The sequence below is a fragment of the Coralliovum pocilloporae genome (genome assembly GCF_030845175.1).
Lineage (GTDB): Bacteria > Pseudomonadota > Alphaproteobacteria > Rhizobiales > Cohaesibacteraceae > Coralliovum > Coralliovum pocilloporae.
Genome location: NZ_CP132542.1, coordinates 1,004,841 through 1,030,476 on the forward strand (window position 1 = coordinate 1,004,841; position 25,636 = coordinate 1,030,476).

Annotated in this window: 21 protein-coding genes and 1 tRNA gene; 15 read left to right on the top strand and 7 right to left on the bottom strand. The window is 53.9% G+C overall.

The window, feature by feature from the left end:
* Positions 1 to 149 precede the first annotated feature (149 nt).
* Positions 150 to 1,772, bottom strand: coding sequence for a glycosyltransferase (locus tag RA157_RS04710; protein ID WP_350335322.1), 1,623 nt, complete (start codon positions 1,770 to 1,772; stop codon positions 150 to 152).
* Complete coding sequence (locus RA157_RS04715; RefSeq protein WP_350335323.1) at positions 1,756 to 3,516, bottom strand: PilZ domain-containing protein; 1,761 nt, start codon at positions 3,514 to 3,516, stop codon at positions 1,756 to 1,758. Before RA157_RS04715 ends, RA157_RS04710 begins: the two co-directional genes overlap by 17 nt.
* Before the next feature lie 149 nt (positions 3,517 to 3,665).
* On the opposite strand from RA157_RS04715, the gene RA157_RS04720 reads away from it, so the two are divergent.
* A complete protein-coding gene (locus RA157_RS04720; protein WP_350335324.1) occupies positions 3,666 to 5,204 on the top strand; it encodes a mannose-1-phosphate guanylyltransferase/mannose-6-phosphate isomerase in 1,539 nt (512 codons plus the stop codon).
* Positions 5,201 to 5,959: a hypothetical protein gene (locus RA157_RS04725; RefSeq protein ID WP_350335325.1), complete on the top strand. Its 759-nt coding sequence runs from the start codon at positions 5,201 to 5,203 to the stop codon at positions 5,957 to 5,959. The genes RA157_RS04720 and RA157_RS04725 overlap by 4 nt, the downstream gene beginning before the upstream one ends.
* A gap of 58 nt (positions 5,960 to 6,017) precedes the next feature.
* Here the strand turns inward: RA157_RS04725 and RA157_RS04730 are convergent, their stop codons facing one another.
* A complete protein-coding gene (locus tag RA157_RS04730) occupies positions 6,018 to 7,469 on the bottom strand; it encodes a sigma-54-dependent transcriptional regulator (RefSeq protein WP_350335326.1) in 1,452 nt (483 codons plus the stop codon).
* A gap of 20 nt (positions 7,470 to 7,489) precedes the next feature.
* Positions 7,490 to 10,585: a PAS domain S-box protein gene (locus RA157_RS04735; RefSeq protein ID WP_350335327.1), complete on the bottom strand. Its 3,096-nt coding sequence runs from the start codon at positions 10,583 to 10,585 to the stop codon at positions 7,490 to 7,492.
* Between the two features lie 332 nt (positions 10,586 to 10,917).
* On the opposite strand from RA157_RS04735, the gene RA157_RS04740 reads away from it, so the two are divergent.
* Positions 10,918 to 12,324: a nucleotide sugar dehydrogenase gene (locus tag RA157_RS04740; protein ID WP_350335328.1), complete on the top strand. Its 1,407-nt coding sequence runs from the start codon at positions 10,918 to 10,920 to the stop codon at positions 12,322 to 12,324.
* 290 nt (positions 12,325 to 12,614) lie between these two features.
* On the opposite strand, the gene RA157_RS04745 is transcribed toward RA157_RS04740, so the two are convergent.
* Positions 12,615 to 12,690 (bottom strand) — tRNA-Ala (locus tag RA157_RS04745).
* A gap of 91 nt (positions 12,691 to 12,781) precedes the next feature.
* Positions 12,782 to 13,186, bottom strand: coding sequence for a TIGR02300 family protein (locus RA157_RS04750; RefSeq protein ID WP_350335329.1), 405 nt, complete (start codon positions 13,184 to 13,186; stop codon positions 12,782 to 12,784).
* 226 nt (positions 13,187 to 13,412) lie between these two features.
* On the opposite strand from RA157_RS04750, the gene aroA reads away from it, so the two are divergent.
* The 12 genes from aroA (at position 13,413) to RA157_RS04810 (ending at position 25,210) form a co-directional block, all read left to right on the top strand.
* Positions 13,413 to 14,765, top strand: a complete 1,353-nt coding sequence (gene aroA, locus RA157_RS04755) for a 3-phosphoshikimate 1-carboxyvinyltransferase (RefSeq protein ID WP_350335330.1) — start codon at positions 13,413 to 13,415, stop codon at positions 14,763 to 14,765.
* Complete coding sequence (locus tag RA157_RS04760; protein ID WP_350335331.1) at positions 14,762 to 15,373, top strand: LysE family translocator; 612 nt, start codon at positions 14,762 to 14,764, stop codon at positions 15,371 to 15,373. Before aroA ends, RA157_RS04760 begins: the two co-directional genes overlap by 4 nt.
* A gap of 10 nt (positions 15,374 to 15,383) precedes the next feature.
* Positions 15,384 to 16,019, top strand: a complete 636-nt coding sequence (cmk, locus tag RA157_RS04765) for a (d)CMP kinase (protein ID WP_350335332.1) — start codon at positions 15,384 to 15,386, stop codon at positions 16,017 to 16,019.
* 185 nt (positions 16,020 to 16,204) lie between these two features.
* The gene (gene rpsA, locus RA157_RS04770) at positions 16,205 to 17,908 is read left to right on the top strand and encodes a 30S ribosomal protein S1 (protein ID WP_350335333.1); all 1,704 of its coding nucleotides are present in this window, start codon (positions 16,205 to 16,207) and stop codon (positions 17,906 to 17,908) included.
* A 170-nt stretch (positions 17,909 to 18,078) separates the two neighbouring features.
* Positions 18,079 to 19,050 (top strand): signal peptide peptidase SppA, encoded by a 972-nt coding sequence (sppA, locus tag RA157_RS04775; protein WP_350335334.1) that lies wholly within the window; start codon positions 18,079 to 18,081, stop codon positions 19,048 to 19,050.
* Positions 19,051 to 19,097: 47 nt separating this feature from the next.
* Positions 19,098 to 19,379: an integration host factor subunit beta gene (gene ihfB, locus RA157_RS04780; RefSeq protein ID WP_350335335.1), complete on the top strand. Its 282-nt coding sequence runs from the start codon at positions 19,098 to 19,100 to the stop codon at positions 19,377 to 19,379.
* A gap of 99 nt (positions 19,380 to 19,478) precedes the next feature.
* Positions 19,479 to 19,847: a lipopolysaccharide assembly protein LapA domain-containing protein gene (locus RA157_RS04785; protein WP_350335336.1), complete on the top strand. Its 369-nt coding sequence runs from the start codon at positions 19,479 to 19,481 to the stop codon at positions 19,845 to 19,847.
* 128 nt (positions 19,848 to 19,975) lie between these two features.
* On the top strand, positions 19,976 to 20,626 hold the full coding sequence (locus tag RA157_RS04790) for a phosphoribosylanthranilate isomerase (RefSeq protein WP_350335337.1): 651 nt from the start codon (positions 19,976 to 19,978) through the stop codon (positions 20,624 to 20,626).
* A gap of 18 nt (positions 20,627 to 20,644) precedes the next feature.
* The gene (trpB, locus tag RA157_RS04795) at positions 20,645 to 21,877 is read left to right on the top strand and encodes a tryptophan synthase subunit beta (protein WP_350335338.1); all 1,233 of its coding nucleotides are present in this window, start codon (positions 20,645 to 20,647) and stop codon (positions 21,875 to 21,877) included.
* A 5-nt stretch (positions 21,878 to 21,882) separates the two neighbouring features.
* Positions 21,883 to 22,725: a tryptophan synthase subunit alpha gene (gene trpA, locus RA157_RS04800; protein WP_350335339.1), complete on the top strand. Its 843-nt coding sequence runs from the start codon at positions 21,883 to 21,885 to the stop codon at positions 22,723 to 22,725.
* A 53-nt stretch (positions 22,726 to 22,778) separates the two neighbouring features.
* The gene (gene accD, locus RA157_RS04805) at positions 22,779 to 23,741 is read left to right on the top strand and encodes an acetyl-CoA carboxylase, carboxyltransferase subunit beta (protein WP_350335340.1); all 963 of its coding nucleotides are present in this window, start codon (positions 22,779 to 22,781) and stop codon (positions 23,739 to 23,741) included.
* 152 nt (positions 23,742 to 23,893) lie between these two features.
* Entirely contained in the window at positions 23,894 to 25,210 is a 1,317-nt protein-coding gene (locus tag RA157_RS04810) for a bifunctional folylpolyglutamate synthase/dihydrofolate synthase (protein ID WP_350335341.1), read from the top strand.
* 73 nt (positions 25,211 to 25,283) lie between these two features.
* Here the strand turns inward: RA157_RS04810 and trxA are convergent, their stop codons facing one another.
* Complete coding sequence (trxA, locus tag RA157_RS04815; protein ID WP_350335342.1) at positions 25,284 to 25,613, bottom strand: thioredoxin; 330 nt, start codon at positions 25,611 to 25,613, stop codon at positions 25,284 to 25,286.
* Positions 25,614 to 25,636 lie beyond the last annotated feature (23 nt).

Here is a 25,636-nt window from a genome sequence, read left to right on the forward strand (position 1 = left end):
TCCAAGTTGATGATCAATCATCTCGAAGCACACGGCGTGCCAACTTCAACTATCTGTTTTTATTGATCTTTATCCCTCGGATAGATTTGCATTCCGCAATGTTCGCAATTTGCAAGGTGCCGTTTTCCAGTTCGCATAACAGGGCTGTCTCAGAAACCAGCCACTGATCTCAAGATTTCCTGGGATGGCACTGGTATCAGACCGGAATAATGCAACGTCACAATGAAAAGCAGGACAACCGACACAAATGTGCACCAGTTGGCCATGTTGTCACGGTAAACCTCAAGAAGCGAACCACCATCCAGGCCTGCGCTCTGATTTCCGCGATTGGACCAGCGCTGCTTGGACAGGCGGAAAATGCAATAGACCTTCACTGCGGCGTTGATGAGCTGGTTGAAATACAGGATCCAGGGATAATGCATGATCACACGCCTTGAATATCCGAACAGAAAAAGGGAAAGCAGCATCCTGCTGATCGCTATAAACAGGATATAGGACAACAGGTAGGCAAAACCCTTGATGAAGGTGGCACAAAGCGCCAGAACCGGGCTCACGAGCATGGTCCACATCGACAATCTCTGATCGACCAGACACCACCAGATAAACAAAGGCATACGCCTTGGTCCAAGTGCGATTGCTCTCGCCCCGTTCCGCAGCATATTACCCGACCAGCGCCGAAAATTCTGAACCATGCGATCCAGGCCGGACCCTTCAATGACTTCCACCGTATAACCCAAGGCATCAGGCACATATCGCATATGGGCACCGGATTTCAGCATGTAGTACCATGTACTTTTGTCATCTCCTGACAGGAACCTGAAATCACCCCAAAGCCAGTGGGACAGATGATCGGCTTCAAGCAGACGGATAAACTCATACTGCAAGAGATGCCGTGCTCGAAAAACCGACATGCGCCCGGTCAGGGTGAGAACACGACGTGACAGGGCATGGGACTGCATCGCCAGTCGTCTTTGCGAAAATCGCATCTTCAGCCAGTTCTCAACCCAGCGCGGCCCTATGCAGATAACTTCTTCATCTGTCGTGCATGCCTGAAGGTCAGGATAGAGTTTAAAGAGCGGCATACACCGGCTGATCGCACCCTTGTCGAGAATAAAATCACCATCCATGAAGATGACCAGATCATCATCCTGCACAGACGACCGGCTCATCGCCCGGAGAACAAGTCCGATGGCGGCCCGCTTGCCACTCACATTCTGCCGAATGATACGCAGCGTCAAATCGAGGCCTGCGGCTTCCCGCGCCAGGAAGTTCTGGATGATATCTTCATCATATCGGTCTGAAGAACCGAGCCAGATTGTTCCAGAAACACCGGAATCCGCAATTTCTCTGATAATTGAACGCACCACCATTTCGGTGATTTTTCGATGTTCCTTATAGGTCGTCATCATGAAGTGAAGATGGCGCGGCCGCCATCCGCTCTCCCAGATATTCTGGCCTTCGCGCCGCATCCTGGGATAGACGAATTTTCCATAGATATAGGCGCGAACTGCATGGGTAAACCACCAGCCGTATCGCCAGATACCAAGCGCGCCGATCACAAATGTGATCTGTCGCGTTTCAATATCCCAGATCACATTCGGAACGGTGAGAACGCCAATCAGGCAGCAGGCAAAATAGACAGACAGTTTCAACCAGACCAGGAAGGTCCATTTGTGCCGCCCCCCACGCCAGTCTGTCGGGTCGTCAATGGATTTGATTGTATGATATTTGACGTTCTCGAGAGCAACTTTCGTTTCAGATACCGAGACCATTGCTGCTCTCCCTTAGTGCGGAAAATAGCGCTCCGATACGCGCATGCAGTTCGCTCGTGGCACGACGATTGAAAACCACCACGGCGGGAAGGCCTGCCGACATCTGTTGGGCAGCAATAGTGTTCGCGTCAATCTTCAGGGAAACAACAGCAGACCTCCTGTCTGCCTCCTGCCAGCTGTAGTGCTGTGCGTTCGGATCAATCGCACTTGCATTTCGATCAACAGCGCTCACCGTCGCCTCAACAAGCTGGTCAAGTGCCGGCACATAAATGGATGCCTTGTCCTGAAGGCCGACTTCCAGAACTTCATCCTGACTTAAAAAGGCCGTAACAGATAGCTGGCTTGTCTGTTCGATTGTGAGCAAGGGCGCGTTCCGATCAACAGCTGTATCGGGAGGCTGAAAGACAGCAACCACATAGCCATCATTGGGTGCTTTGATGACGGTCTGCGCCTTCTGCCGCTCAAGGTTGGACAATTCCGCAAGCTCTATCTCCAGCTTTGAGCGAGCCTGACTGACTGCGACCTCCACCAGATCAAGATCAGCGACAAATACTTTATGATTGTAGTGACGACGTTTCGAAATTGTCTTCATGGCAATCGCCTGGCTGTGCTCAAGCTCTGCTTGTTTCAAAGCTGCCGCAGCCATGGCCTGACGGAGAACAGCATCCTCCAGCTCTGTTTTGGTGGCATAGCCGCTGGTGGCGAGCTCTGTCATGCGGGCAAAGTGGGTATCAGCAGCTTGCAGGACTTTTCTTTGCGCTTTCACCTTTGCGATAGAGACCTCCAGGTCTGTCTCGCTCACAAGCTGATAAAGCTTCATCCGGGCCTTTTCTATGCGGGCTTTTTGCTCCGCTTGCCATAACGCATGTCTGGCCTGACGGACCTGCAGCCGCGCATCCTCAATTCTCGCATCTATAACCGGACTCGAAATGCGAGCGATCAGGTCACCCTTTCTGAGGTGGAGACCAACTTCGTATCTGACCGGGATAATCCGCCCGTCAACCGGCATTCTGAGTGTACTGAGAGGTGCAGATACAACGGCTGTCTTCACTTCAAGCTTCATCGCAGTTGCATAGAGAAGCACTGCGGCATAACTGAACACAAAAAACCCCACGACCATATAGGCCGCACTCATGATGATTGTCTTGAGCGGCCAGCGCCTTAAACCTGTTTCCTCTTGCTGATTGACATCCGGTTGCGTTGAAATTGGCGTTACCGGGACATCAATCCTGCAGATCGTGTCCTCCACACTCGCCATTTTCCCCCGTATCAGATCATCAATGAAATGCGTCATCAGGTCCCGAGCCCGTTCGGGCAACTCCAAGAACTCAGCAGCAAAGGAATTTTGTTCATCGATGATATGAACAACACGGGCCTCAACCTCGAATGCAATGTCAAAGCCCTGGAACGGCAAATGCAATGTCAGTGGTAAAATCTGATCATTCTCTGGAAGTTCATCTGTCCAGGACACAATGCGCACTCCACCAAGACTCCAATCCGCTGCCGTGCATGTTCTTCCACTCTCTGCGGTGATTTTAAGCGGTGCGCTAACTCTGTGATAACGCCGCTGACAAGGTTTTTCGCGCGTTACTTTCATGCGACCTCCAAAGGTGGACTGACAGTCAACTGTCACTTTCTCACCAATAGAGTGGCAAACTGCATGCCAGTTATTTGAGCCTTTCTGAGGGGAATCCTTTTGCAACTTGCAAAGATACTGCAGGGTGAGAATATTCTTGCCCTGCATTCTGCAAAATCGGATATCAGACAGCAGATCTTAAAAGCTCAGGTAAAAATAAAAACAAACATAATCAAATACTTAAATAAAACCAATTCATGCTGAAAGATGTTGGCCCGCAGCTTGCGACAACGTTGATCACCAACAGGGAGATCAACATGTCCAGAGTACGCCCCTCTCTTGTAACTCAGGTTCCATCTGTAACACCTGTGATCCTCGCAGGCGGTGATGGCAGCCGTTTGTGGCCGGCATCACGTCCAGATTTGCCAAAACAGTTCATCGGCCTTGATGGTGACAGGTCATTATTTCAACAGACACTGCTGCGCTGTATTCAGTTTGAAGCCTTTCGGGCGCCCATCATTGTCGTTGGCGAGCGCCATCAGCATGTTGTTCAACGCCAGATCGATGAGCTGGGATTGACACCAGGCGCTCTGATCGTGGAGCCGGTCGGTCGTGACACGACAGCAGCCATTACGATGGCTGCCATGGCTGCTGCCGAAGATGGGCAGGACAACTCACTTATTGCTGTATTTCCGAGTGACCACAAAATCACCAATGAGGAAGCCTTCCGAACCGTTCTGAGTCAGGCCATTGTCGTTGCCCAACGCACAGGCATGCTCCTCACATTTGGTGTCAAGCCGACATCACCGGCAACCGGCTATGGCTATATCCGTCAAGGAGCGAAGCTGTATGAGCATCAGGCTCATCTGGTAGAGGATTTTGTTGAAAAGCCAAACAAAGCGCTGGCTGAACAATATCTGGCTGCTGGAACATATCTTTGGAACAGTGGCATGTTCCTCTTCCCGATTGACACTTTTCTGGCGGAAATGGCCAATTATTGCCAGTCAACACTCGTCGGGGTCGAGCGGGCTCTCACAGGAGGGCACAGTGACGGATATGCCATTTATCCGGCTCGGGATGTGTTTGATGAGATCGAAAAGCGCTCGATTGACTATGATCTGATGGAAAAAACCGGACTGTGCGCTGTCATGGCCTTTCCCTCAGAGTGGGACGATCTCGGTGACTGGGACGCCATTTGGCGGACCTCCAGACAGGACCACTCGGGGAATGGAACTTTCGGCCATGTTGCACTCAAAGAGACGCGGAACAGCTATATCCACACAACCGGCCCACTGACCTCTGTTATCGGCATGGACAACTGTATTGTTGTCGCCACACCTGATGCTATTCTTGTCACGGAGAAATCAAGAGCTTCTGAACTGAAATCCATGGTGCAGAAGTTGAAACGTCAGGAACGACCCGAGGTCTGCAAGCATCCTGGAGAGATACGCCCCTGGGGGCGTTTCGCCCCGCTGCACAATGGTGATGCCCATCAGGTCAAGGTCATTGAGGTCAATCCTGGTGGCCAGCTGTCTCTTCAGAAACATCGATACAGGGCAGAACACTGGGTCGTTGTATCCGGACAAGCAACCGTGACAATTGACGATGCCCGCATAACCGCCGGGCCAGGCGAGCACGTCCATATCCCACTGGGTGCTGTGCACCGCCTGGAAAACTTCTCCACCAGCCCTGTCATCCTGATCGAGATACAGACCGGCACTTATTTTGGTGAAGACGACATAATCCGGCTTGAAGATGTGTATGGCAGAGAGCCTGAGCCCGAGATGGCGACAGGTAATCACTCCAACCAAATCGACAGAACAGAAACCGTCAGGGCTGAAGGAGAGACGTCATGAAACCTGTCCTGCTCATGAACATCAATGGGGTTGTCTTATCAGAAACCTATGCTGATCGACGAGCCTTCGTGCAACAGTTCCTCGATGCAGGGAAAAAGCACCACATTCTCCTGCTCAGTGGCATGTCCTATGACCATGTCTATCATGTTCTGCCTGAACCGATCCGGAAAGGCGTTACGGGAATCATCTCTGGAAGCGGTTCTGAATTGTGGCGCAAAGACAATATAATCTGGCAGCAGGACGCCACCTTTCCAAAGACACTCACAAGCTTTGTTGATCGGTTTATCCATGCCGCTCGCGCTCCGACTCCAAAAGGCGGCTGGATTACGCCCCATAGCGCTTCCTTATCCTTCAACCTGGCCGGACACATGGCAAGCAGACAGATGAGGCACCTGTTTTCTTATTATGATGGCATCTATCACTACAGGGACCGTTTGCGTCGGGCCATCAACACGACGTATTCCGATCTGGAAGCAACCCTTGCCGGTTATACAAGTATAAATGTTGTGCCAAAGTTCGGCGGCTTCACTCAAGCAGTCAAATTCATCGCAAACAAGATTGAACGACCCAACTTCGCGTTAGTCAGCAACAGCCACAAAGATGGTATGCACCTGTCATCACTCGCAAACTATCTCAGGGTTGAACATAATGCAGGAGGCCAGATTCTCAGTTCATCCTGCCCCGATGAAACAGCAGCGCTCCTTGGGAGACTGGAACAGCGGATTGCTGACTATCAGCACTTTGAATCAGCATAACACTTATGCCAAAGAGCCGGGCAATCTGCCTGGCTCTTTCCGCGTCCTGAAGCTCCGTTTATCCGATCACGCTCAGATCAGTGTTGAGCCATTGCTCGCGTTTCCGATACAGTGTTGACGGACTCAATCCAAGTATATGTGCTGCTTTAGGCAGTGAGCCATCACATCGTGAAATCACGGCTTCGATAACTTCACGTTCAATCTCCGCCAAAGGTCGCTCGATGTTAACGGTCAAGCTCTTGTCTGCTGCGTGATAATCACCGGGCAATGAACTTACGGGAGCAGAAGCCGCTCTCTCATACTCGACAGGCAGTGAAGGTGGAGCTGTATGGTCAGCTGCGCTCAACATCGCTTCAGCCACTGCTTCACCATCATTCATGACCGCAACACCAGTAATGAGGTTTTCCAACTGACGCACGTTCCCCGGCCATCTGTGAGACAAAAGCCAGTTTTGCGCCTGGGCCTCAAAAGAGCATAAATCCTTTCCTTCCGCAGAAGACACCCGCTTCAGGAAATATTCGGCAAGTTCGAGGATGTCATGTCCACGGTCTCTGAGAGGTGGCAGAGAAATAGCCAGAACATGAAGTCGGTAGTAGAGATCTTCTCTAAAACGGCCTTCGGCCACTTCTTCAATCGGACGCCTGTTCGTAGCGGAAACAATACGAACATCAACGGTCTGAGTTTTGTCATCTCCTACCCGCTGAATCTGATTGGTCTGCAAAAACCGCAGGAGCTTGGCCTGCAGGTTGATGTCCATCTCACAGATTTCATCAAGAAACAACGTTCCACCAGATGCACTCATCACAGCGCCCAGTCGATCAGTTGTCGCCCCCGTGAAGGCGCCTTTCTTGTGTCCAAAAATCTCCGATTCAATCAGATCTTTCGGGATGGCTGCACAGTTAATGGCAATAAACGGCCCATCCTTGCGAGGACCAGCCTGGTGAATGGACTGGGCACATATTTCCTTTCCCGTCCCGCTTTCCCCGGTAATGAACACAGGCGCCTGGGATCGCGCAACACTCTCAACCATGCGATATACACCCTGCATCGCTGCAGAAGATCCGATAAATCCAAACGTGTTGTTTTCCTGCCCGGATACTGGGCCGCGTTCAGGCTTCTGGCTGACGATCCGGTTACTCTCAACCGCATTCCGCACACTGGTCACAAGGCGTTCGGAAGAAACGGGTTTCATCAGAAAGTCATATGCACCATGTCGCATCGCTTCCACTGCAATATTGACCGAGCCATGAGCGGTAATCATGATAGTGGTGACACTGACCCCGGCACGCTCTGCTGAGGCCAGAACCGAGCAACCGTCCTGATCCGGCAGTTGCAGGTCAAGCAGCATCACATCATATGTTTGCTTGCAAAGGGCCTCCAGGGCATCAGAACCTGTTTCAACAATATCCCCGGCAATTCCAGCAACTTGAAGCTGGTTCTGGTACAACGTAGCCAGCGAGGGGGTATCCTCGACAATCAAGACCCGTACATGATCCTTATGAGGTGGCATGTGCTGCTCCTTCCTGTCTTTCAGTTTGATGTCTCTGGTTTACTGTTGACATGATCAAACACCGTCAGCAGCGCATCCCGGCTTAGAGCCAATAACGTTGTGAAGTCAGCTATGACCTCCGCAATAGCGTCATGGTCTTCTGTCTTCGCCAGATTGGATAATTTCTCTGCAGAGGCATACAGCGCGGTCAGTCCGAAAGTGGAGGCAACGCCCTTCATAACATGCAGATGCCGACGCATCAGGGTTATGTCTTTCTCTCTGGACGCTTCAACGACTGCCTGTCCGTTTTCATCTATGTCAGCCAGACAGGTTGCCTGCAGTTTCGCCCGAACCGGGCGTGACACGCTTTCAAGCAATTCGATGGCAATATCTCTGTCCACAACAGACGAACCGCCCGGCCCTTCGTTGGAACTGAGCTGGTGCAGATCGGCATGGTTTGGCCCTCTGCCGGCAGTCAGCAGTTGCCTCAACGCAGTCATCACGCTACTGCGACGCGCCGGTTTCAGGAGCACATCGTCAAACCCCGAAGCAAGAAAACCATTGATCTCATGTTGCTGGGTGTAAGCCGTATAGGCCAGCATCGGAACCCTGTCACCGTTCGCCATCTGGCGGATGTTGCGCGCCGCTGTTGCTCCATCCATCTCAGGCATACCGATATCGAGAATAATCAGATCAAACACATCACCTGAAAAGCGCTCAAGCGCTTCCTTTCCGTTGGTGACTGAGGTGACCAGAATTCCCAGCGAAGTCAGCATGTCCGTCATCACCAGATTGTTGGTCGGATTATCTTCTGCGATGAGCACTTTCTTTCCGGCAAAATCAGCCTCGCCCTGACCAGAATCGTCAAGCTTATCATCGGGAGCCTGCAGGCCAATGGCAGGCCTCAGAGGCAGACGGACCGTAAAGCAACTTCCGACGCCCTCATCACTTTCGACCAGGATTTCTCCACCGAGCAGATCAACGAGCCCGCGTGAGATCGTCAACCCGAGGCCTGTGCCGCCGCGAACACGCGAGGGAGCATTATCGAGGGTGCGGAATCGCTCGAATAACCCCTCAAGATCGTGCGGGCTGATTCCAATACCCGTATCCGCAACATGAATGGCAAGACAATCTTCCCCTTCCTGGTCCCGATCCCGTGCCAGTTCGATCGTTACATGTCCCTTATCGGTAAACTTGATGGCATTGCCGGTCAGATTGAACAGAACCTGCCGCAGTCGCATCTGATCTTCTTCAATGAAACGAGGCAGAGTCTCATCCTGCTTGATGCGCAGTTCAAGCCCCTTCGCATTGGCCAGCGGGCGCACAAGATCCAATGTACTGTCAACCAGTGTGCGGGGTGAGAAAACTGTTCGGTTTGCGGCAACCTTCCCGGCCTCAAGTTTTGAGTAGTCCAGGATATCGTTCAGAAGTGTCGACAAGGCATTGGCGCTGTCCAGCGCAGTTTGCGCGTATTGATGGACCTTGGCTGCTGCCGGGCGCTGCTCAATTAATCCGAGAAGGCCAAGAACTCCGTTCAGCGGCGTTCTGATCTCATGACTCATGACAGCCAGGAACGCAGCCTTGGCACGGCTGGCCTGTTCAGCTTGATCCTTTGCCAGACTAAGCGCTTCCTGCTGTGCAAGGCTCTCTGTAATATCGCGCAGATACCCGACAAAAACCGGTCCATCGAACCCGTCAGCCAGATTCACCGCGAGCTCGACCGTGATCTCATTACCACTTTTTGTCTGCGCTTCGATCGTCAGTCTTTGGCCAAGGATCTTACCCTCACCGCCCTCTCTCAGTCGACGCATTCCGGCTTCATGGGCCTGCTGATAACGATGCGGGATGATGAGGTCAGTCATGGACTGCCCGACAGCTTCTGTCTTGCTGTATCCAAACACCTTTGTCGCAGCAGGATTAAATTCCAGGACTATCCCGTCGAGATTGATAATCAGGATTGGATCAAGTGCCGATTCTATGGTTGCCCTGAGCTGACCCTCTTTTGCGGCAAGAGCAAATTCGCGCTCTTTCAGCTCTGTGATATCGATCCTGAACCCAACAATGCCACCCATGTCGGTCCGCCGCTCAAATATGCGCAGCCATCTCCCGTCAGCCAGTTGCTGCTCTATCGGGTAGTCAAGCGGGTGTAAATGACGTGATAGGCGCTCTGCAATCCAGGCCTCGGGATTCGAAGCTGCTTCAGGATACTGCCCCCGGGCGACACCTTCGCGGATGATATCCTCAAATCGCACACCAGGTGCGATCAAGCCTGAACTTAACTTGTAGATTTCCCGGTATTTCTCGTTACAGAGCAGAAGCCTGTCATTCTCGTCATAAAGAACGAAACCATCCGGCAGGGCTTCCACCGCGTTCATCAGGCGTCTGTCGGATTCAATCAGCTGAGCGGTAACACGTTCCAGATCCTCCACGCGCTGCTTTTCTTCCTTTGCCTTCTCCTCAAGAGCAGTCACAACGCGTTGGTTTTTTACCGAGAGAAAAACAACAAATACAAGAAGCACTGCCAGGATTACTGCATACGTCATCAGGAAGGGTGTCAAACGCGTGAGTACGGGTTCGCTGTCGCTCCAGGAAATTTCAACCTGCTGCACACCCCGGACATCCCCGGCTTTCCAATCAGTTTTCGTCGACAGGGGATGGTTATTATGGCAGCTCACACAGGCCTGCTCCATGATAACCGGAACAGCATAACAAAGCACCGCATCACCATTTTCCTTATGGAAAAAGCGGTAGAACGGTTTATCCGGATTTGCCTGCAACTGCTCCAGCGCCGCTTTACTGAAGGCCGTTGTCGGGCGTTCTTTTCGGTGCTCAAACGGAAAGTCACTGACAATACTGTAGCTGGAACCCGTCATCTGGCCATTCAATTGCTCTGCGAGATCCATGGTCATGGTGACCGGAATAGGAAGTGCGCGCGTCTGATCCTGGTAGTCATGAGAAAAGGAAACATCAACGTCGTCCTGCTGCAGACGCCCCACCACATGCGTGGTGTAGTAGGAGCGAAACGCCAGCAAAGCGTCCGTTTGCGATCGCGCCGCCTGCAGGAGAAGTTCTTCTTTTTCCGATTTAAGAAACGATGTGGTCTGCGCAACCAACACGGCACAAGAAAGCAGCCCCATAGTGAATATGAGAAATACTCTTACAAAGAGATACCGTGGGATACGCAGCATATAATACCTTAATACTCCAAATTATTAGAAGTTATTTATGAAAAATGCTGGGATCACATTTCAATTTTCATAATTTTTATAGATAAAACAAAAGAAAATAGATCATTAAATATTTAAATTTTACTCTTTGCATGATGGATCAACACCTTTGCATCTTGCAATCACCACTTCTTACAGCCGATCACTGATTTTAGATAAAGTATTGATTCTAAAAGAAAGGCCAAGCTGGCATGCATCTTGTTACGTAGCTGTCAGGATCTCTAAGTCCTGGGAGCAAACGAATGAATATTGTTTCAAATAGCAGTGCTTGCGAAAGTCATCTGGAAAAACTTACATCGGCTGACACCGCTGACACGACAATCAGCATTATTGGTCTCGGATATGTGGGCACGGTCTCAGCCGCCTGCATGGCCAATCTGGGGTATTCCGTCATTGGCGTGGATCTGGATGCAACACTATGCGTTCGGTTGGCGGCAGGCATCTCACCGGTCAGTGAACCTGGTGTTGGCGAACTGCTCAGGCAGGCGGTTACAGATGCCCGGCTGTCAGCGACAGCATCACTGGGTGAAGCAATTGCAAAGTCGAATGTCACGTTCGTTTCAGTCAATACACCAACAGCCGATGATGGCTCCTGCAACACAGACGCAATCAGAGCTGTTGCAAAAGATATTGGCAGAGCTCTGTCCGAAAAGGATACCTACCACCTTCTGGTACTCCGCTGCTCTGTCCCCCCAGGAACGACCGAAGGTATTTTCCAGGCCATTGTTGAGCGCTGGTCCGGGAAGACAGCAGGGCAGGACTTCGGTGTCTGCTTCAATCCGGAATTCTTGAGAGAGAGTACCGCGGTGGAGGATTTCAACAGTCCTCCCAAAACGATCATCGGCGCATCCGATGATCGGGCTGGTCGGATGCTGGCCACCCTCTTAGCCCCCATTGACCAGCATCCGATCCATGCCACTCCGAAGGAAGCCGAAATGGTGAAATATGCCGATAATGTCTGGCATGCCGCCAAGGTCTGTTTCGGCAATGAGATAGGGCGTCTGTGCCATGTCCTGGATATAGACGGTCACAGGGTAATGGATCAGTTCTGTCAGGATCAGGTCCTGAACATTTCTCCTCAGTATCTGAAACCGGGTTTCGCCTATGGTGGGTCCTGCCTCCCGAAAGAAGTACGGGCTATGGCCCATCTGGGTCGAGCCTATGGCGTCGGTTTGCCACTTGTCGACAGCCTCCCCGGCTCCAACGAAACTCAGATCTGTCAGGCTCTGGATCTGATTGTAAAAACACAGCGCAAGCGTATCGGAATTTGCGGGCTGACTTTCAAACCGGACACCGACGATTTGAGGGAGAGTCCATCAACGGCACTCGCAAAACAGCTTCTGGACGCGGGATATGAAGCTTACGTCGCAGACCCGTTGTACACGAAACTGGAAGCCCTGCATCAGCAGGCCGTCCTTATGAAACCTCACTATCCAGAGGATGCAGCAACCCTTTATCGCCTCACACAGTTCCTGTGTTCGAGCACCGATGAACTGCTGCGGAACTGCGATGTCATCGTGACTGTCCACAAGAGCGATTACTGGGCGGACCAGCTGCGTGGCAGAACAGACAATCACCATATTGTTGATGTCAGTCGCTTATTCCATCGCGAGCCTGATTGCGTAACCTACCAGGGCATCGGTTGGTAACACCTGCCTTGCCCAGGGCTCAGGCCTTCAAAGCTCAGAAAGAACTGGCAGAATACGTCTGACGGTACGCGAACCAGCCGAACAAAGATATTTTAGGGAAAATGGTGGAGCATCGCGGAGACATATCGAACCCAGCGGGTTCGCAAGCACAAGCGTGCGCCGCGCTGTTAGCGCGTCCTATCGGAGACATGAGCAAAGCGAATTGTCGTGAGATAAAAAAGTGGTGGAGCCCAACGGACGAAGTCCGCACCACTCCCAGGAAACCATCAAGGGTTCGATTTTAAGAGAAATGGTGGAGCTAAGCGGAATCGAACCGCTGACCTCTTGAATGCCATTCAAGCGCTCTCCCAACTGAGCTATAGCCCCTCACCGAGGATGGCTGCGGTATAGGCCGCAGCCAGAGAAAGATCAAGCGAAAAAAGAGACTTTTTCACAGGGCCTGTTTCAGGCCGGGCAATCAGCCTTCGTCGTCGTCTTTGCCGCCGACTTCCGGGATGAACGGGACATTATCATCATCGTCATCTTCGAGGAAGGTGTCGTCGTCCTCATCGCCGATGTCCTCGACATCGTCCTCGCCGTCCAGATCAGGGATATCTTCCCCATCATCATCGTCAGCACCCTGCTCGGCATCAGCTTCTTCCAGAGAGATGATTTCCGGACCACTGGCGTCGTCCTCATCTTCATCATCATCGCTTTCAGTTGCCTTAGAGGCAGTTGCCGGAGTAACCGAGCTGACTGCCGCAGTGGCAACTTCAAACTCGCTGCCGCATTTCGGGCAGAAGATCGGCGACTTCTGGAGGTCGTAGAATTTAGCGCTGCAGCTGAGACAGGTGCGCTTTGTTCCAAGTTCAGGTTTGGCCACGGCTTACCCTCGATTTTTCAGTAAAGTTGCGACTGCATATGACAGGCATTGGCCACATGTCAAAGACAAATGCACAAGAATTGCTCCTTCTTTAGACTGTTTCTCGTGAAAATGCGGTTTGAAACGATGACGCTCACTGAAACTTGTGTTAACGAGCAGCTGCTTTGTCGCAACCTGCCAGCCGTTACCGGCACCATGGCTCAGACACAATCGGCATGAACCGACTATGACACATTCTCTCCCCCTGTCACCGATGCGCGCACATCAATCCCGTGGTCTTCAAGGACGTTTCCACCTTCCGGGAGACAAATCCGTGTCCCATCGGTCGCTGATGTTCGGCGCAATGGCTCTGGGTGAAACACGGATTACGGGCCTGCTGGAATCAGGCGACATCATGAGCACCGCGGATGCCATGCGGGCCTATGGCGCGACAATCACACGGAATGATGATGGCAGCTGGTCTGTGACAGGTTGCGGCGTTGGCGGGTTCAGCGAGCCGGACAATGTGATCGACTTCGGCAATGCAGGCACCGGTGTCCGCCTGGTCATGGGACTGGCGGCAGGTTATGATTTTGCATCGACCTTTGTTGGAGATGCCTCTCTTTCAAAGCGCCCGATGGGCCGGGTCCTCAATCCTTTGCGCGATATGGGCGTTCAGGTACTGGGACGCAGCGGAGATCGGCTGCCCCTCACATTGCAGGGCCCGCAGACACTTGCCCCCATCACCTATCGGGTACCCGTAGCTTCGGCCCAGGTAAAATCTGCCGTGCTCCTGGCCGGGTTGCACGCCCCAGGCATCACGTCTGTCATTGAACCGGTCATGACACGCGATCACACGGAAAAAATGCTGCAGGGCTTTGGGGCTGATCTATCAGTGGAAACAGATCAGGACGGCGTGCGCACGATTTCCCTTCAGGGGCATCCGACCCTGAAAGCCTGCTCGATTGCGGTTCCCGGGGACCCGAGCTCGGCTGCCTTTGCTCTGGTCGCTGCTCTTATTGTTCCGGGCTCCGAAATCGTAATTGAGAATCTTCTGCTCAACCCGACCCGCACCGGTCTAATCGACACTCTGATCGAAATGGGCGGTGATATCCGCATCGAGAACGAGCGCCTGGAAGGCGGTGAAACCGTCGGCGATATCCGCGTCAAGTCGAGCGACTTGAAAGGTGTCACCGTCCCCGCAGACCGCGCGCCCTCAATGATTGATGAATATCCGGTCCTCGCAATTGCCGCAGCCTTTGCCGAGGGCGAGACGCGGATGGACGGTCTTGAGGAATTGCGGGTGAAAGAATCTGACCGCCTGTCTGCGGTTGCTGCCGGGCTCGCCGTAAATGGCGTTGATCATGAAGAAGGGCCAGCCAGCCTGGTCGTCCGTGGAACCGGCCATCCTCCTGCAGGCGGCGGCACCGTTGAAACCCATCTTGACCACCGGATCGCCATGAGCTTCCTCACCATGGGCCTCGCTTCGAAGGAACCGGTCACAGTCGACGATGCAGCAATCATCGCAACCAGCTTCCCGAGTTTTAAACCAACCATGGAACGTCTGGGTGCAGAGTTCAGCGAGGGCGCGACGCAATGAATCTCGAGCTATGGCTCGCGTTTGCTGTAACCTATACTGTAATTTCAGCTATTCCCGGGCCAAGCGTTCTTATGGTTCTCGGGCTCACATTGAGCCATGGCCCGAAGACAGCCGCCTTCTGCATATTGGGAGATATACTCGGAGGATTGGCGATCATTTCACTCGCTTTCCTTGGCGTTGGAACGATTCTGGCTGCATCAGCCGAGCTTTTCCAGGCGCTCAAATGGGCCGGGATTCTCTATATGATTTACCTCGGCATCCAGCAGATACGGGTAGCACGTAAAGCAACGCAGACAACCATCACCAGAACAACAGGCAAGCAAGGTTTTCAAACCGGGTTTCTGACAGGGATTCTCAATCCAAAAGCCATTCTGTTCTATGTGGCTTTCCTCCCACAGTTTATGGACCCGACCTATGACGCTTTGGTACAGATCCTGATGTTGAGCGCCACGTCGTCAGCAATCGTTTTGATCATCCTGTCACTCTACCTGCTGATGGCGGTCAGGATTAGTCGAGCTATCCAATCACCATCGACCCAGCGCTATATCGGTTATGCAGGTGGGGGATGTCTTTTGGGCGGCGCTACCGCCATGGCAATAACGCGTTAGGGCAACACATATGATCATCGCAATTGACGGGCCTGCGGCGTCAGGCAAGGGAACCCTGGCCAGACGGCTTGCGGCTCATTTCAGTCTGGCTCATCTGGATACGGGCCTGACCTTTCGGGCCGTTGCCCATGCACTGCTTGAAGCGGGTCTGCCTCTTGATGATGAAGCTACTGCAGCCCGAACCGCATCCGAACTCGACCTGGGACAGCTGGATGGCAGCATTCTGTCTGCCCATCATATCGGTGAAGCCGCGTCCCGTGTGGCTGTGATGCCTCAGGTGCGCACTGCTCTTGTTGAAGCACAGCGTGATTTTGCAAAGCGCCCGGGCGGAGCGGTTCTTGATGGGCGCGATATTGGCACAGTTGTCTGCCCGGATGCCGATGTGAAGCTTTATGTGACAGCCAGCGCTGAGGTCCGCGCCAAGCGCCGAACGGATGAAACCATCGCCAAAGGCAAGGATGTACGCTTTGCTGATATTCTGGCCGACATCGTCCAGCGCGACGAGCGGGACATGAACAGAAGTGTCGCTCCGTTGAAACCTGCTGAAGATGCCTACTTGCTTGATACGAGCGATTTGGATATAGAAACAGCGTTCAAGGAAGCTGTGGATATCATTGAACGGTCCCGAAATGGCCAATTGGCCTGACAGGCCATCAGATCCAGCCAGCCCATCCGGCCTTTCAGCACTCTTGAACAAGCCTAATCATGCCGCATTGCATCCGCTACGGCGCCTCTCGTCTTTCGGGACGGGTTTCCTTGTTGGGAAAGCGGAACCATGCGGTCGGACAATTCAAACCCGGCGCCAGGACCGAAAGGTCATCAGGAGCATTTATGAGCTACGCAGCACCCTCCATGGAGGAATTTGAGGCCCTTCTCGAAGAATCGTTCCAGAAAACGGAACTGATGGAAGGCCAGGTCGTCAACGGTACGGTTATTGCAATCGAGAAAGACCAGGCGATCATTGACGTTGGTCTGAAAGTTGAAGGCCGCGTTCCGCTGAAAGAATTCGGCGCAGCCGCCAAGAATGGCGAGCTGGTTGTCGGAACCGAAGTTGAAGTTTACCTCGACCGCGTCGAAAACGCCCTCGGTGAAGCTATCCTCTCCCGCGACAAAGCCCGTCGTGAGGAAAGCTGGGTTCGCCTTGAGAAGGCTTTCGAAGCCGGCGAAAAAACCCAGGGCGTTATCTTCAACCAGGTCAAAGGCGGCTTCACCGTCGATCTGGATGGCGCAGTGGCCTTCCTGCCACGCAGCCAGGTGGATATTCGTCCGGTTCGCGACGTAACCCCGCTGATGAACAACCCGCAGCCGTTCCAGATCCTGAAAATGGACAAGCGTCGCGGCAACATCGTGGTTTCCCGTCGCGTGGTTCTCGAAGAGACCCGTGCCGAGCAGCGCTCTGAAATCGTCCAGAACCTCGAAGAAGGTCAGGTCGTTGAAGGCGTTGTCAAGAACATCACCGATTACGGTGCGTTCGTTGATCTCGGCGGCATTGACGGTCTGCTGCACGTCACCGACATTGCATGGCGTCGCATCAACCATCCGAGCGAAGTTCTGACCATCGGCCAGACGGTCAAGGTTCAGATCATCCGCGTCAACCACGAGACACACCGCATCAGCCTCGGCATGAAGCAGCTGGAAAGCGATCCGTGGGAAGGTATCGAAGCGAAATACCCGCTCGAAGCCAAATTCTCCGGTCGTGTTACGAACATCACCGACTACGGTGCGTTCGTCGAGCTGGAGCCAGGCATCGAAGGCCTTATCCACGTTTCCGAAATGTCCTGGACCAAGAAAAACGTCCATCCGGGCAAGGTGGTTTCCACCAGCCAGGAAGTGGAAGTCATGGTTCTCGAAGTGGATCCGGTCAAGCGTCGTATCTCTCTCGGCCTCAAGCAGACCCTCGACAATCCGTGGGATGCCTTTGCTGCTAACCACCCGATCGGTGCAACCGTTGAAGGTGAAGTCAAGAACAAGACCGAGTTCGGTCTGTTCATCGGCCTTGAAGGCGATGTTGACGGCATGGTTCACCTGTCCGATCTGGACTGGAACCGCCCGGGCGAGCAGGTCATCGACGAGTTCAACAAGGGCGACATGGTCAAAGCCATCGTTCTTGACGTGGATATCGATAAAGAGCGTATCTCCCTCGGCATCAAGCAGCTTGAAGGCGATCCGTTTGAATCTGCCGCATCTGGCGGAGAAGTTCGCAAGGGTGCAGTTGTTACCTGTGAAGTTGTTGAAGTCCAGGATGGTGGTCTTGAAGTCAAGATCGCTGACACAGACGTTACAGCTTACCTGCGTCGTGCAGACCTCAGCCGCGATCGCTCCGAACAGCGTCCTGAGCGTTTTGCCGTTGGCGACAAAATCGATGCACGCGTCACCCAGTTCGACAAGCGCAGCCGCAAGGTTTCCGTGTCGATCAAAGCTCTGGAGATCGCAGAAGAGAAAGAAGCAGTCGCACAGTTCGGCTCTTCCGACTCCGGCGCATCTCTCGGCGACATTCTCGGCGCTGCCCTCAAGGCCCGCGAAGACGACGAATAAGCCGAACGCTTTTCAAAACAAAATCGGAACCCGGGGCAATAGCTCCGGGTTTTTTGTTGCGTGCAAGACTTCCTTATCTAAAGATGGAGTGAGCATCGACGATCCTTGTCTTGCTGCTCCTGATTGCGTATATCCGGGACACCTGTTTTTCCTGACACGTGAGTGAACTTATGTCCCTTGATCTTGACGCTGTTCTTGACCGCAGGCGTCTCAGACGCAAACTGACCGTCTGGCGGGTGATTGCCTTCGCACTCGTGGCAGGCCTGATCGTGGTCGCTGCCAGCAGCATTCTTGATCAGTTTGGCGGGGATCATGTGGCCCGTGTCTCTATTCACGGCTTCATCTCGGAAGATCCGAACCAGCTGGCCATGCTGAAGCAGATCGAGAAGGACAAGAAGATCAAGGCGGTCATTGTCAGCATTGATTCTCCCGGCGGCTCCACCGCTGGCGGAGAAGCCCTGTATGAAGCGCTGCGCCGCATTGCCGAGAAAAAACCCATGGTAGCCACCATGAGCACGGTCGCGGCATCCGCCGGATATATGGTTGCCCTTGCGTCAGATCACATCCTGGCACGCCGCACCACCATTACCGGGTCCATTGGCGTTATCTTCCAGTCACCAGATGCATCAAAACTGCTGAATACCGTCGGCATCTCCTTTGAAGAGATCAAGAGTTCTCCGCTCAAAGCCGAGCCTGATCCACTGACGCCCACAACCGATGAAGCCCGTGAAATGGTCCGCTCTGTCATCCTTGATACATATGACTGGTTTGTAGACCTGGTGGCTGAACGACGTCCGTTTGACCGGGACACGGCGCTGGCTCTCGCGGATGGCCGGATCTTTTCAGGTCGCCAGGCCGTCGAAGCCAGACTTGTGGATGCCATCGGCGCTCAGGAAGAGGCGAGAGACTGGCTGAACACGGAGCACAAGGTCGCAACCGACCTGCCGTTGCGGGACTGGAAGCCCCACAATCCTGAAGAGGAGTTCGGTTTTCTGGGCCGGGCATTAACCGGCATCCGGGAAATTTCAGGACTTTCTGGCCTTTTGGGGCAATTATCTCAGCAGTTTGAGGGCATTAAACACCCTACTGCGCTTGACGGACTACGTTCGGTTTGGCAACCTCAACCCTCACAGGGTGAATAATTAGAACAATTCAACATCCACTACGTTCATCTCAGAGGAAGCGCGTTATGATCAAGTCCGAGCTGGTTCAAAGGATTGCAGAACAAAATCCGCATCTTTATCAGAGGGACGTCGAGAATATCGTCAACGCTATTCTGGATGAGGTCATTGACGCGATGGCGCGCGGAGATCGGGTCGAATTGCGCGGCTTCGGTGCGTTTTCCGTCAAGAACCGCCCGGCCCGCGTCGGCCGCAATCCACGGACCGGTGAAACCGTATCCGTGGATGAGAAACATGTGCCGTTCTTCAAGACCGGCAAGGAAATGCGCGAGCGCCTTAACGACGGCTGAGCGTCTTTCAAATAATCCTTATCCAGTCGTTTCTCAGCTTGGCAAATCATCGCCGAGATGATTGAATAGCGTTGTTTATATGCGTCGCGGGAGACAAGCGTGGTTCGCCTGTTCAAATTGCTGATCCTTATTCCAATCACCATTGTGACGGTGATTTTTCTGGTGATCAACAGAGCACCGGTGACGCTGACATTTGACCCGTTTTCATCCGACGCACCGGCCTTCACCCTGACTTTACCGCTGTTCATCATCATTGTTGCCTGTTTCGCACTTGGTGTTCTTGCAGGTGGCATTGGCGCCTGGATGAAGCAGGGCAAGTGGCGCAAGGCAGCCCGTGACACCCAGTACGAAGCCGCACGATGGCGTAGACGTGCCGGGCAGCTCAAGGATGAGCAGGAGCGCGCGCGCACAACAGCTGACACCAGCCTGTCAGCCCTTCCCGCGCCTCAGAACAGAACTGCAGCCTGATTATTCAGGTTTCCCTTCTGCCCTATTGAACCGATTGCTGCATGCATCTCTATGCATGAGAATGCGATCCTGTGTTCATCATCAAATCGTCTGCCCAAGCCATAGCCTTACACGGATAGAGTGATCCCATGACCCTAGACATCAAAACGTGCGGACTGAGCACCCCGGAGACAGTTGACGCGGCTCTTGACGCAGGCGCCGATATGATCGGATTTGTCTTCTTTCCCAAATCCCCCCGTGCCGTCACAGCTGACCGCGCTGCTGAACTGGCAAAACCCGCTCGTAACAGAACAGCCATCGTGTCGCTCAGCGTCAATATGGATGATGCCGGACTTGAAGCCATCGTCAGCATATTGAAACCGGATCTGCTGCAGCTGCATGGTTCGGAAACGCCTGAACGCGTCCGGGAGGTGAAGGAGAAATTCGGCCGTCCGGTCATGAAAGCCATCGGGGTGGCAAACGCCGGAGACCTTGACGTGATCACATCCTATCAGGGAGTAGCCGACAGGCTACTCATTGATGCAAAGCCACCGAAAGATGCCGATCTTCCAGGCGGGAATGGTCTCGCCTTTGACTGGCGACTGATCGAACGCCTTTCTGAGGAAACGCCTTTCATGCTGTCCGGCGGGCTGACTGTTGACAATGTGGCTGACGCCATCCGGATGACCCATCCGGGCGGTGTGGATGTTTCCTCTGGCATAGAACGGGAAAAGGGCATCAAGGACCCGGATCTCATTTATCAGTTTATCAGACATGCACGCGAGGCCGTTCAGGCCTGATCCTCAAGGAGCTGTTCCATGGCACAGACAGAAAACCAGCGCGCGAATTCCCTCAGAACCGGTCCGGATGAAGAGGGTTTCTTTGGCATATTCGGCGGACGTTTCGTCCCGGAAACGCTCATGCCGCTTATTCTGGATCTGGAACAGGCCTGGATGGAGGCTCGTGAGGACCCTGTCTTTCAGAGCGAACTCTACCAGCTCAATAAATACTACACGGGCCGCCCAAGCCCGCTCTATTTCGCAGAACGCCTGACCGAGCATCTGGGCGGAGCGAAAGTCTATTTCAAGCGGGACGAGCTCAACCACACCGGCAGCCACAAGATCAACAATTGCCTGGGCCAGATCCTGCTTGCAAAGCGCATGGGAAAAACCCGCATCATTGCAGAAACCGGTGCCGGGCAGCATGGCGTGGCATCTGCAACGGTTTGCGCCCGCTTCGGTTATCCCTGTGAGGTCTATATGGGCAAGACCGACGTGGAGCGGCAAAGTCCCAATGTCTTCCGCATGCGATTGCTTGGCGCTGAGGTCCATCCGGTCACCGCCGGGGCGGGCACGCTGAAAGATGCCATGAACGAAGCAATCCGCGACTGGGTCACCAATGTGGACAGTACCTACTACATCATCGGGACAGCAGCAGGAATGCACCCCTATCCGATGATGGTCCGCGACTTCCAGTCCGTTATCGGCAAGGAAGTCAGGACCCAGATGATGGAAGCGGAAGGCCGCCTGCCTGATGCGGTCGTCGCCTGCATTGGCGGCGGATCAAACGCCATCGGTCTGTTCCACCCTTTCCTTGATGACGAGGATGTGGAGATCATCGGCGTGGAAGCCGGAGGCAAGGGCCTTCAGGGCGACGAACATTGCGCCAGTCTCGCAGGCGGCCGCCCCGGCGTTCTTCACGGTAACCGGACGTATCTGCTGCAGAATGATGACGGCCAGATCCTCGAAGGCCATTCCATTTCGGCCGGTCTTGATTACCCCGGCATCGGGCCGGAACATTCCTGGCTGAAAGAAACGGGCCGGGTCCGGTACATTTCGGCAACCGATCAGGAAGCGCTTGAGGCCTTCCAGCTCTGCACCCGGCTTGAGGGTATTATTCCGGCTCTCGAACCAAGTCACGCCCTGGCAAAGGTCATGGAAATCGCACCCACCATGGCGAAGGACCAGATCATCGTCATGAACCTCTGCGGACGCGGCGACAAGGACGTCTTTACCGTCGCCAAACTGCTCGGCGTCGATATTGAAGGATAAGGCAGATGACAGACACACGCATTGACCGTCGTTTCGCCAGATTGCGCGACGAGAACCGTCCGGCACTGGTCACATTCATCACTGCCGGAGATCCATCTGAAGAGGTCGGCCAGGCCATTCTTGACGCTCTGCCGCAGGCAGGTGCTGATATTATCGAGCTCGGCATGCCCTTCTCGGACCCGATGGCCGAAGGTATTCCCATTCAGCTGTCATCACAAAGAGCCCTGAATGCGGGACAGACCCTGACAAAAACACTCGATATGGTTAAGGCGTTCAGAACCAGGGATAATGAAACCCCCATTGTCCTGATGGGGTATTACAATCCGATCTACTCCTATGGATCAGAGCGATTCCTGGATGATGCCAAAGACGCTGGTGTTGACGGCTTCATCATTGTCGACCTCCCGCCCGAAGTTGATACCGAGCTCTGTATTCCGGCAGTCAAACGCGGTTTGAATTTCATCCGTCTGGCCACGCCAACCACAGACGGGAAGCGGCTTCCCCGTGTCTTGCAGAACACCTCCGGCTTTGTCTACTATGTCTCCATCAAAGGCATAACAGGCACTGCCGCACCGGACAGCAGCGCGGTTTCAGAGGCTGTCACGCGGATCAAGTCCCATACCGATCTGCCTGTTGCAGTGGGATTTGGTGTCAAGACACCGGAACAGGCAAGAGAGCTCGGGCGCACCTCTGACGGGGTTGTTGTCGGCTCTGCTCTGGTGGAAGCGATAAGAACAAGTCTTGACTCAAACGGCAATGCCACGGAAAAGACAGTTTCAGCCGTTAGCGACCTGGTTCGGTCTCTGGCGGACGGGGTATGTTCGGCGCGATCCGCCGCAGCCGAATAAGCAGATGAACGCCGCCATATTGGCTCTGGCGTCTAACAGACAGGACGGAACCGGTGAACTGGATTAACAACGTCGTTCGACCGAAAATCAGATCGCTGCTGCCCAAGCGCGAGGTCCCGGACAATCTCTGGATCAAATGTCCGGAATCCGGTGAGATGGTTTTCCATCGCGATCTGGAAGCCAACCAGTGGGTCATTCCCAATTCCGGCTACCATATGAAGGTGCCCGCACGGGGCAGGCTGGAAAATCTGTTCGACGATGCCACATGGGATGACATTGAGTTACCTGATGTTGCCATTGATCCGCTCAAGTTCCGTGACGAGCGGAAATATACTGATCGTCTGAAGGACGCCCGTGCGAAGACCGGACGCAACGATGCTATCCTTGCAGGCACCGGCAAGGTGTTTGGCCAGCCGGTCACCGCAGCGGTTCAGGACTTCAACTTCATGGGCGGCTCCCTGGGCATGGCAGCAGGTGAAGGCCTCGTCACGTCCATGGAAAAGGCCGTTGAGCTGAAAACCCCTTATGTGCTGTTTGCCTCTTCTGGTGGCGCGCGCATGCAGGAAGGCATCCTGTCCCTCATGCAGATGCCGCGCACAACAGTTGCGGTTCAGGAACTGCGTGAAAACGGCCTGCCTTATATTGTGGTTCTGACCAATCCGACAACAGGCGGCGTCACTGCATCCTATGCAATGCTGGGCGATATTCATCTGGCAGAACCTGGCGCACTCATCGGCTTTGCCGGTCCACGCGTGATCGAACAGACCATTCGGGAAAAGCTGCCAGCCGGTTTCCAGCGCTCCGAGTATCTCAAGGATCACGGTATGGTCGACATGGTCGTTCATCGCCATGAACTGAAGCAGACCATCTCAAATCTCTGCTCAATCCTGATGAAATGGCAGCCGGAAGACACAGCGGTCGTCCCTGTTGAAGAACCTGAAGAAGCAGAAGTTCCAGCAGATGAGCCCGCAGCAGACGAGGCGACAGAAACCACGGCCCAGACCGAACAGGCCTGAAACACGCAAAGCTGAGCCGAACCCGGCTCAGCATGATTCTGTAGTTTGAGAACACCTGGATACATGCGATCCCTTAGAGTGAGGCGTCTCATGGTCCAGGGGCAGGACAGTCTCCGGCCTTTCGGCCGTTCCCTTAGAAAAGGCTGGGCTCCATGGCGGATTCCACAGCAATCCTTGATCGCCTGATCAAGCTCCACCCACGCGCGATTGATCTCTCTCTGGGCCGGATGGAACGGCTTCTGGAAGCCATTGGTCATCCGGAGAAACGTCTGCCACCGGTTCTGCATGTGGCAGGGACAAACGGCAAGGGCTCAACCGGCGCCTTCATGCGGTCCATTCTGGAAGCATCCGGCCTCGCTGTTCATGTCTACACGTCCCCCCATCTCGTTCGCTTTCATGAGCGCATACGACTGGGCAAACCGGGCGGTGGCCACTTTGTGGACGAAGACATTCTGGTTCAGGCCCTGCTGGATTGTGAAGCCGCCAACAGCGGTGAACCCATTACCCTGTTCGAAATCACCACAGCCGCCGCGCTGAAGCTCTTTGCTGATCACCCAGCTGATGTCCTGATCATGGAAGTCGGCCTTGGCGGTCGTCTGGACGCAACCAATGTGATTGATGAACCTCTGGTCTCTGTCATCACACCGGTTTCAGTCGACCATGAAGGGTTCCTCGGGTCATCCATTACAGGCATTGCAAAAGAGAAGGCCGGTATTCTCAAATCCGAGCGTCCCGGCATTCTGGCTCCACAGACCGATGAAGTCCGCGACACCATAGAAACCATCGCCGCAAGCCTCTCGGCACCTCTGTCCATCGCCAATCAGGACTGGCAGGTCTATGAGGAAAACGGCCGGATGATCTATCAGGATACGCACGGGCTGATGGATTTGCCCATGCCGAGGCTTCCCGGCCATCATCAGATCTGGAATGCTGGCACTGCCATCGCCGCACTGCGCGCAGCGCACTACCTGCCCGATGCAGATGTTATTGAGCGCGGGCTCCTGTCAACAACCTGGCCCGCACGGATGCAACGCCTGACGGAGGGCCATTTTGTCGAACAGGCCGGATCAGATGTAGAAATCTGGGTTGATGGCGGTCACAATCCTGGCGCAGGCATTGTCATCGCGCAGGCTCTTGCGGATCTGGAAGAGCGGTCTCCAAAGCCGCTTTACATGATCGCGGGCATGATCAACACCAAGGAGCCTGTCGGGTACTTCAAACCGTTCACCGGTCTGGCCCGGACAGTGATAGCGGTTCCTGTCACCATGTCGGATGCAGGCATTCCCCCTGTAGACCTGATCGCCTTTGTTACAGAAGCCGGGCTGAACGGACTTGAAACATCATCTCTGTCAGAAGCCTTTGACCTCGCCCTGAAAGAAATCGGCGATGGCCCGGCCCGTATTCTGTTCTGCGGCTCTCTCTATCTTGCCGGCGAAGTGCTCGAACAGAACGGCACCCTGCCTGCCTGATCCTGAAAACAACTCTGAAACAAAAAAGCCCGGAACGCATGTCCGGGCTTTTTGCATATCTGTCGGTCAGTGATCAGACTTCGCCATTGATCCAGTTGACCACATCGTTTTTGGAGTTGAGGCCACCAACACCAATCTTCATGGCAGCTGGCTCCCCATCCTTGAAGATCAGCAGCATCGGGATGGAACGAACGCCATAATTGGCCGCAACAGCCTGGTTCTCGTCCACATTGACCTTGGCCACTTTGACCTTGCCACCGAGGTCAGCTGCAGCATCTTCGAGCAGCGGAGACAGAGCCTTGCACGGGCCGCACCATGGTGCCCAGAAGTCTACCACTACCGGCTCGGATGAATTCAGAACATCTTCCTGGAAGGAAGCATCGGTTACATTAATGGTCGCCATTGTACCCACTTTCTTTGCCCGGG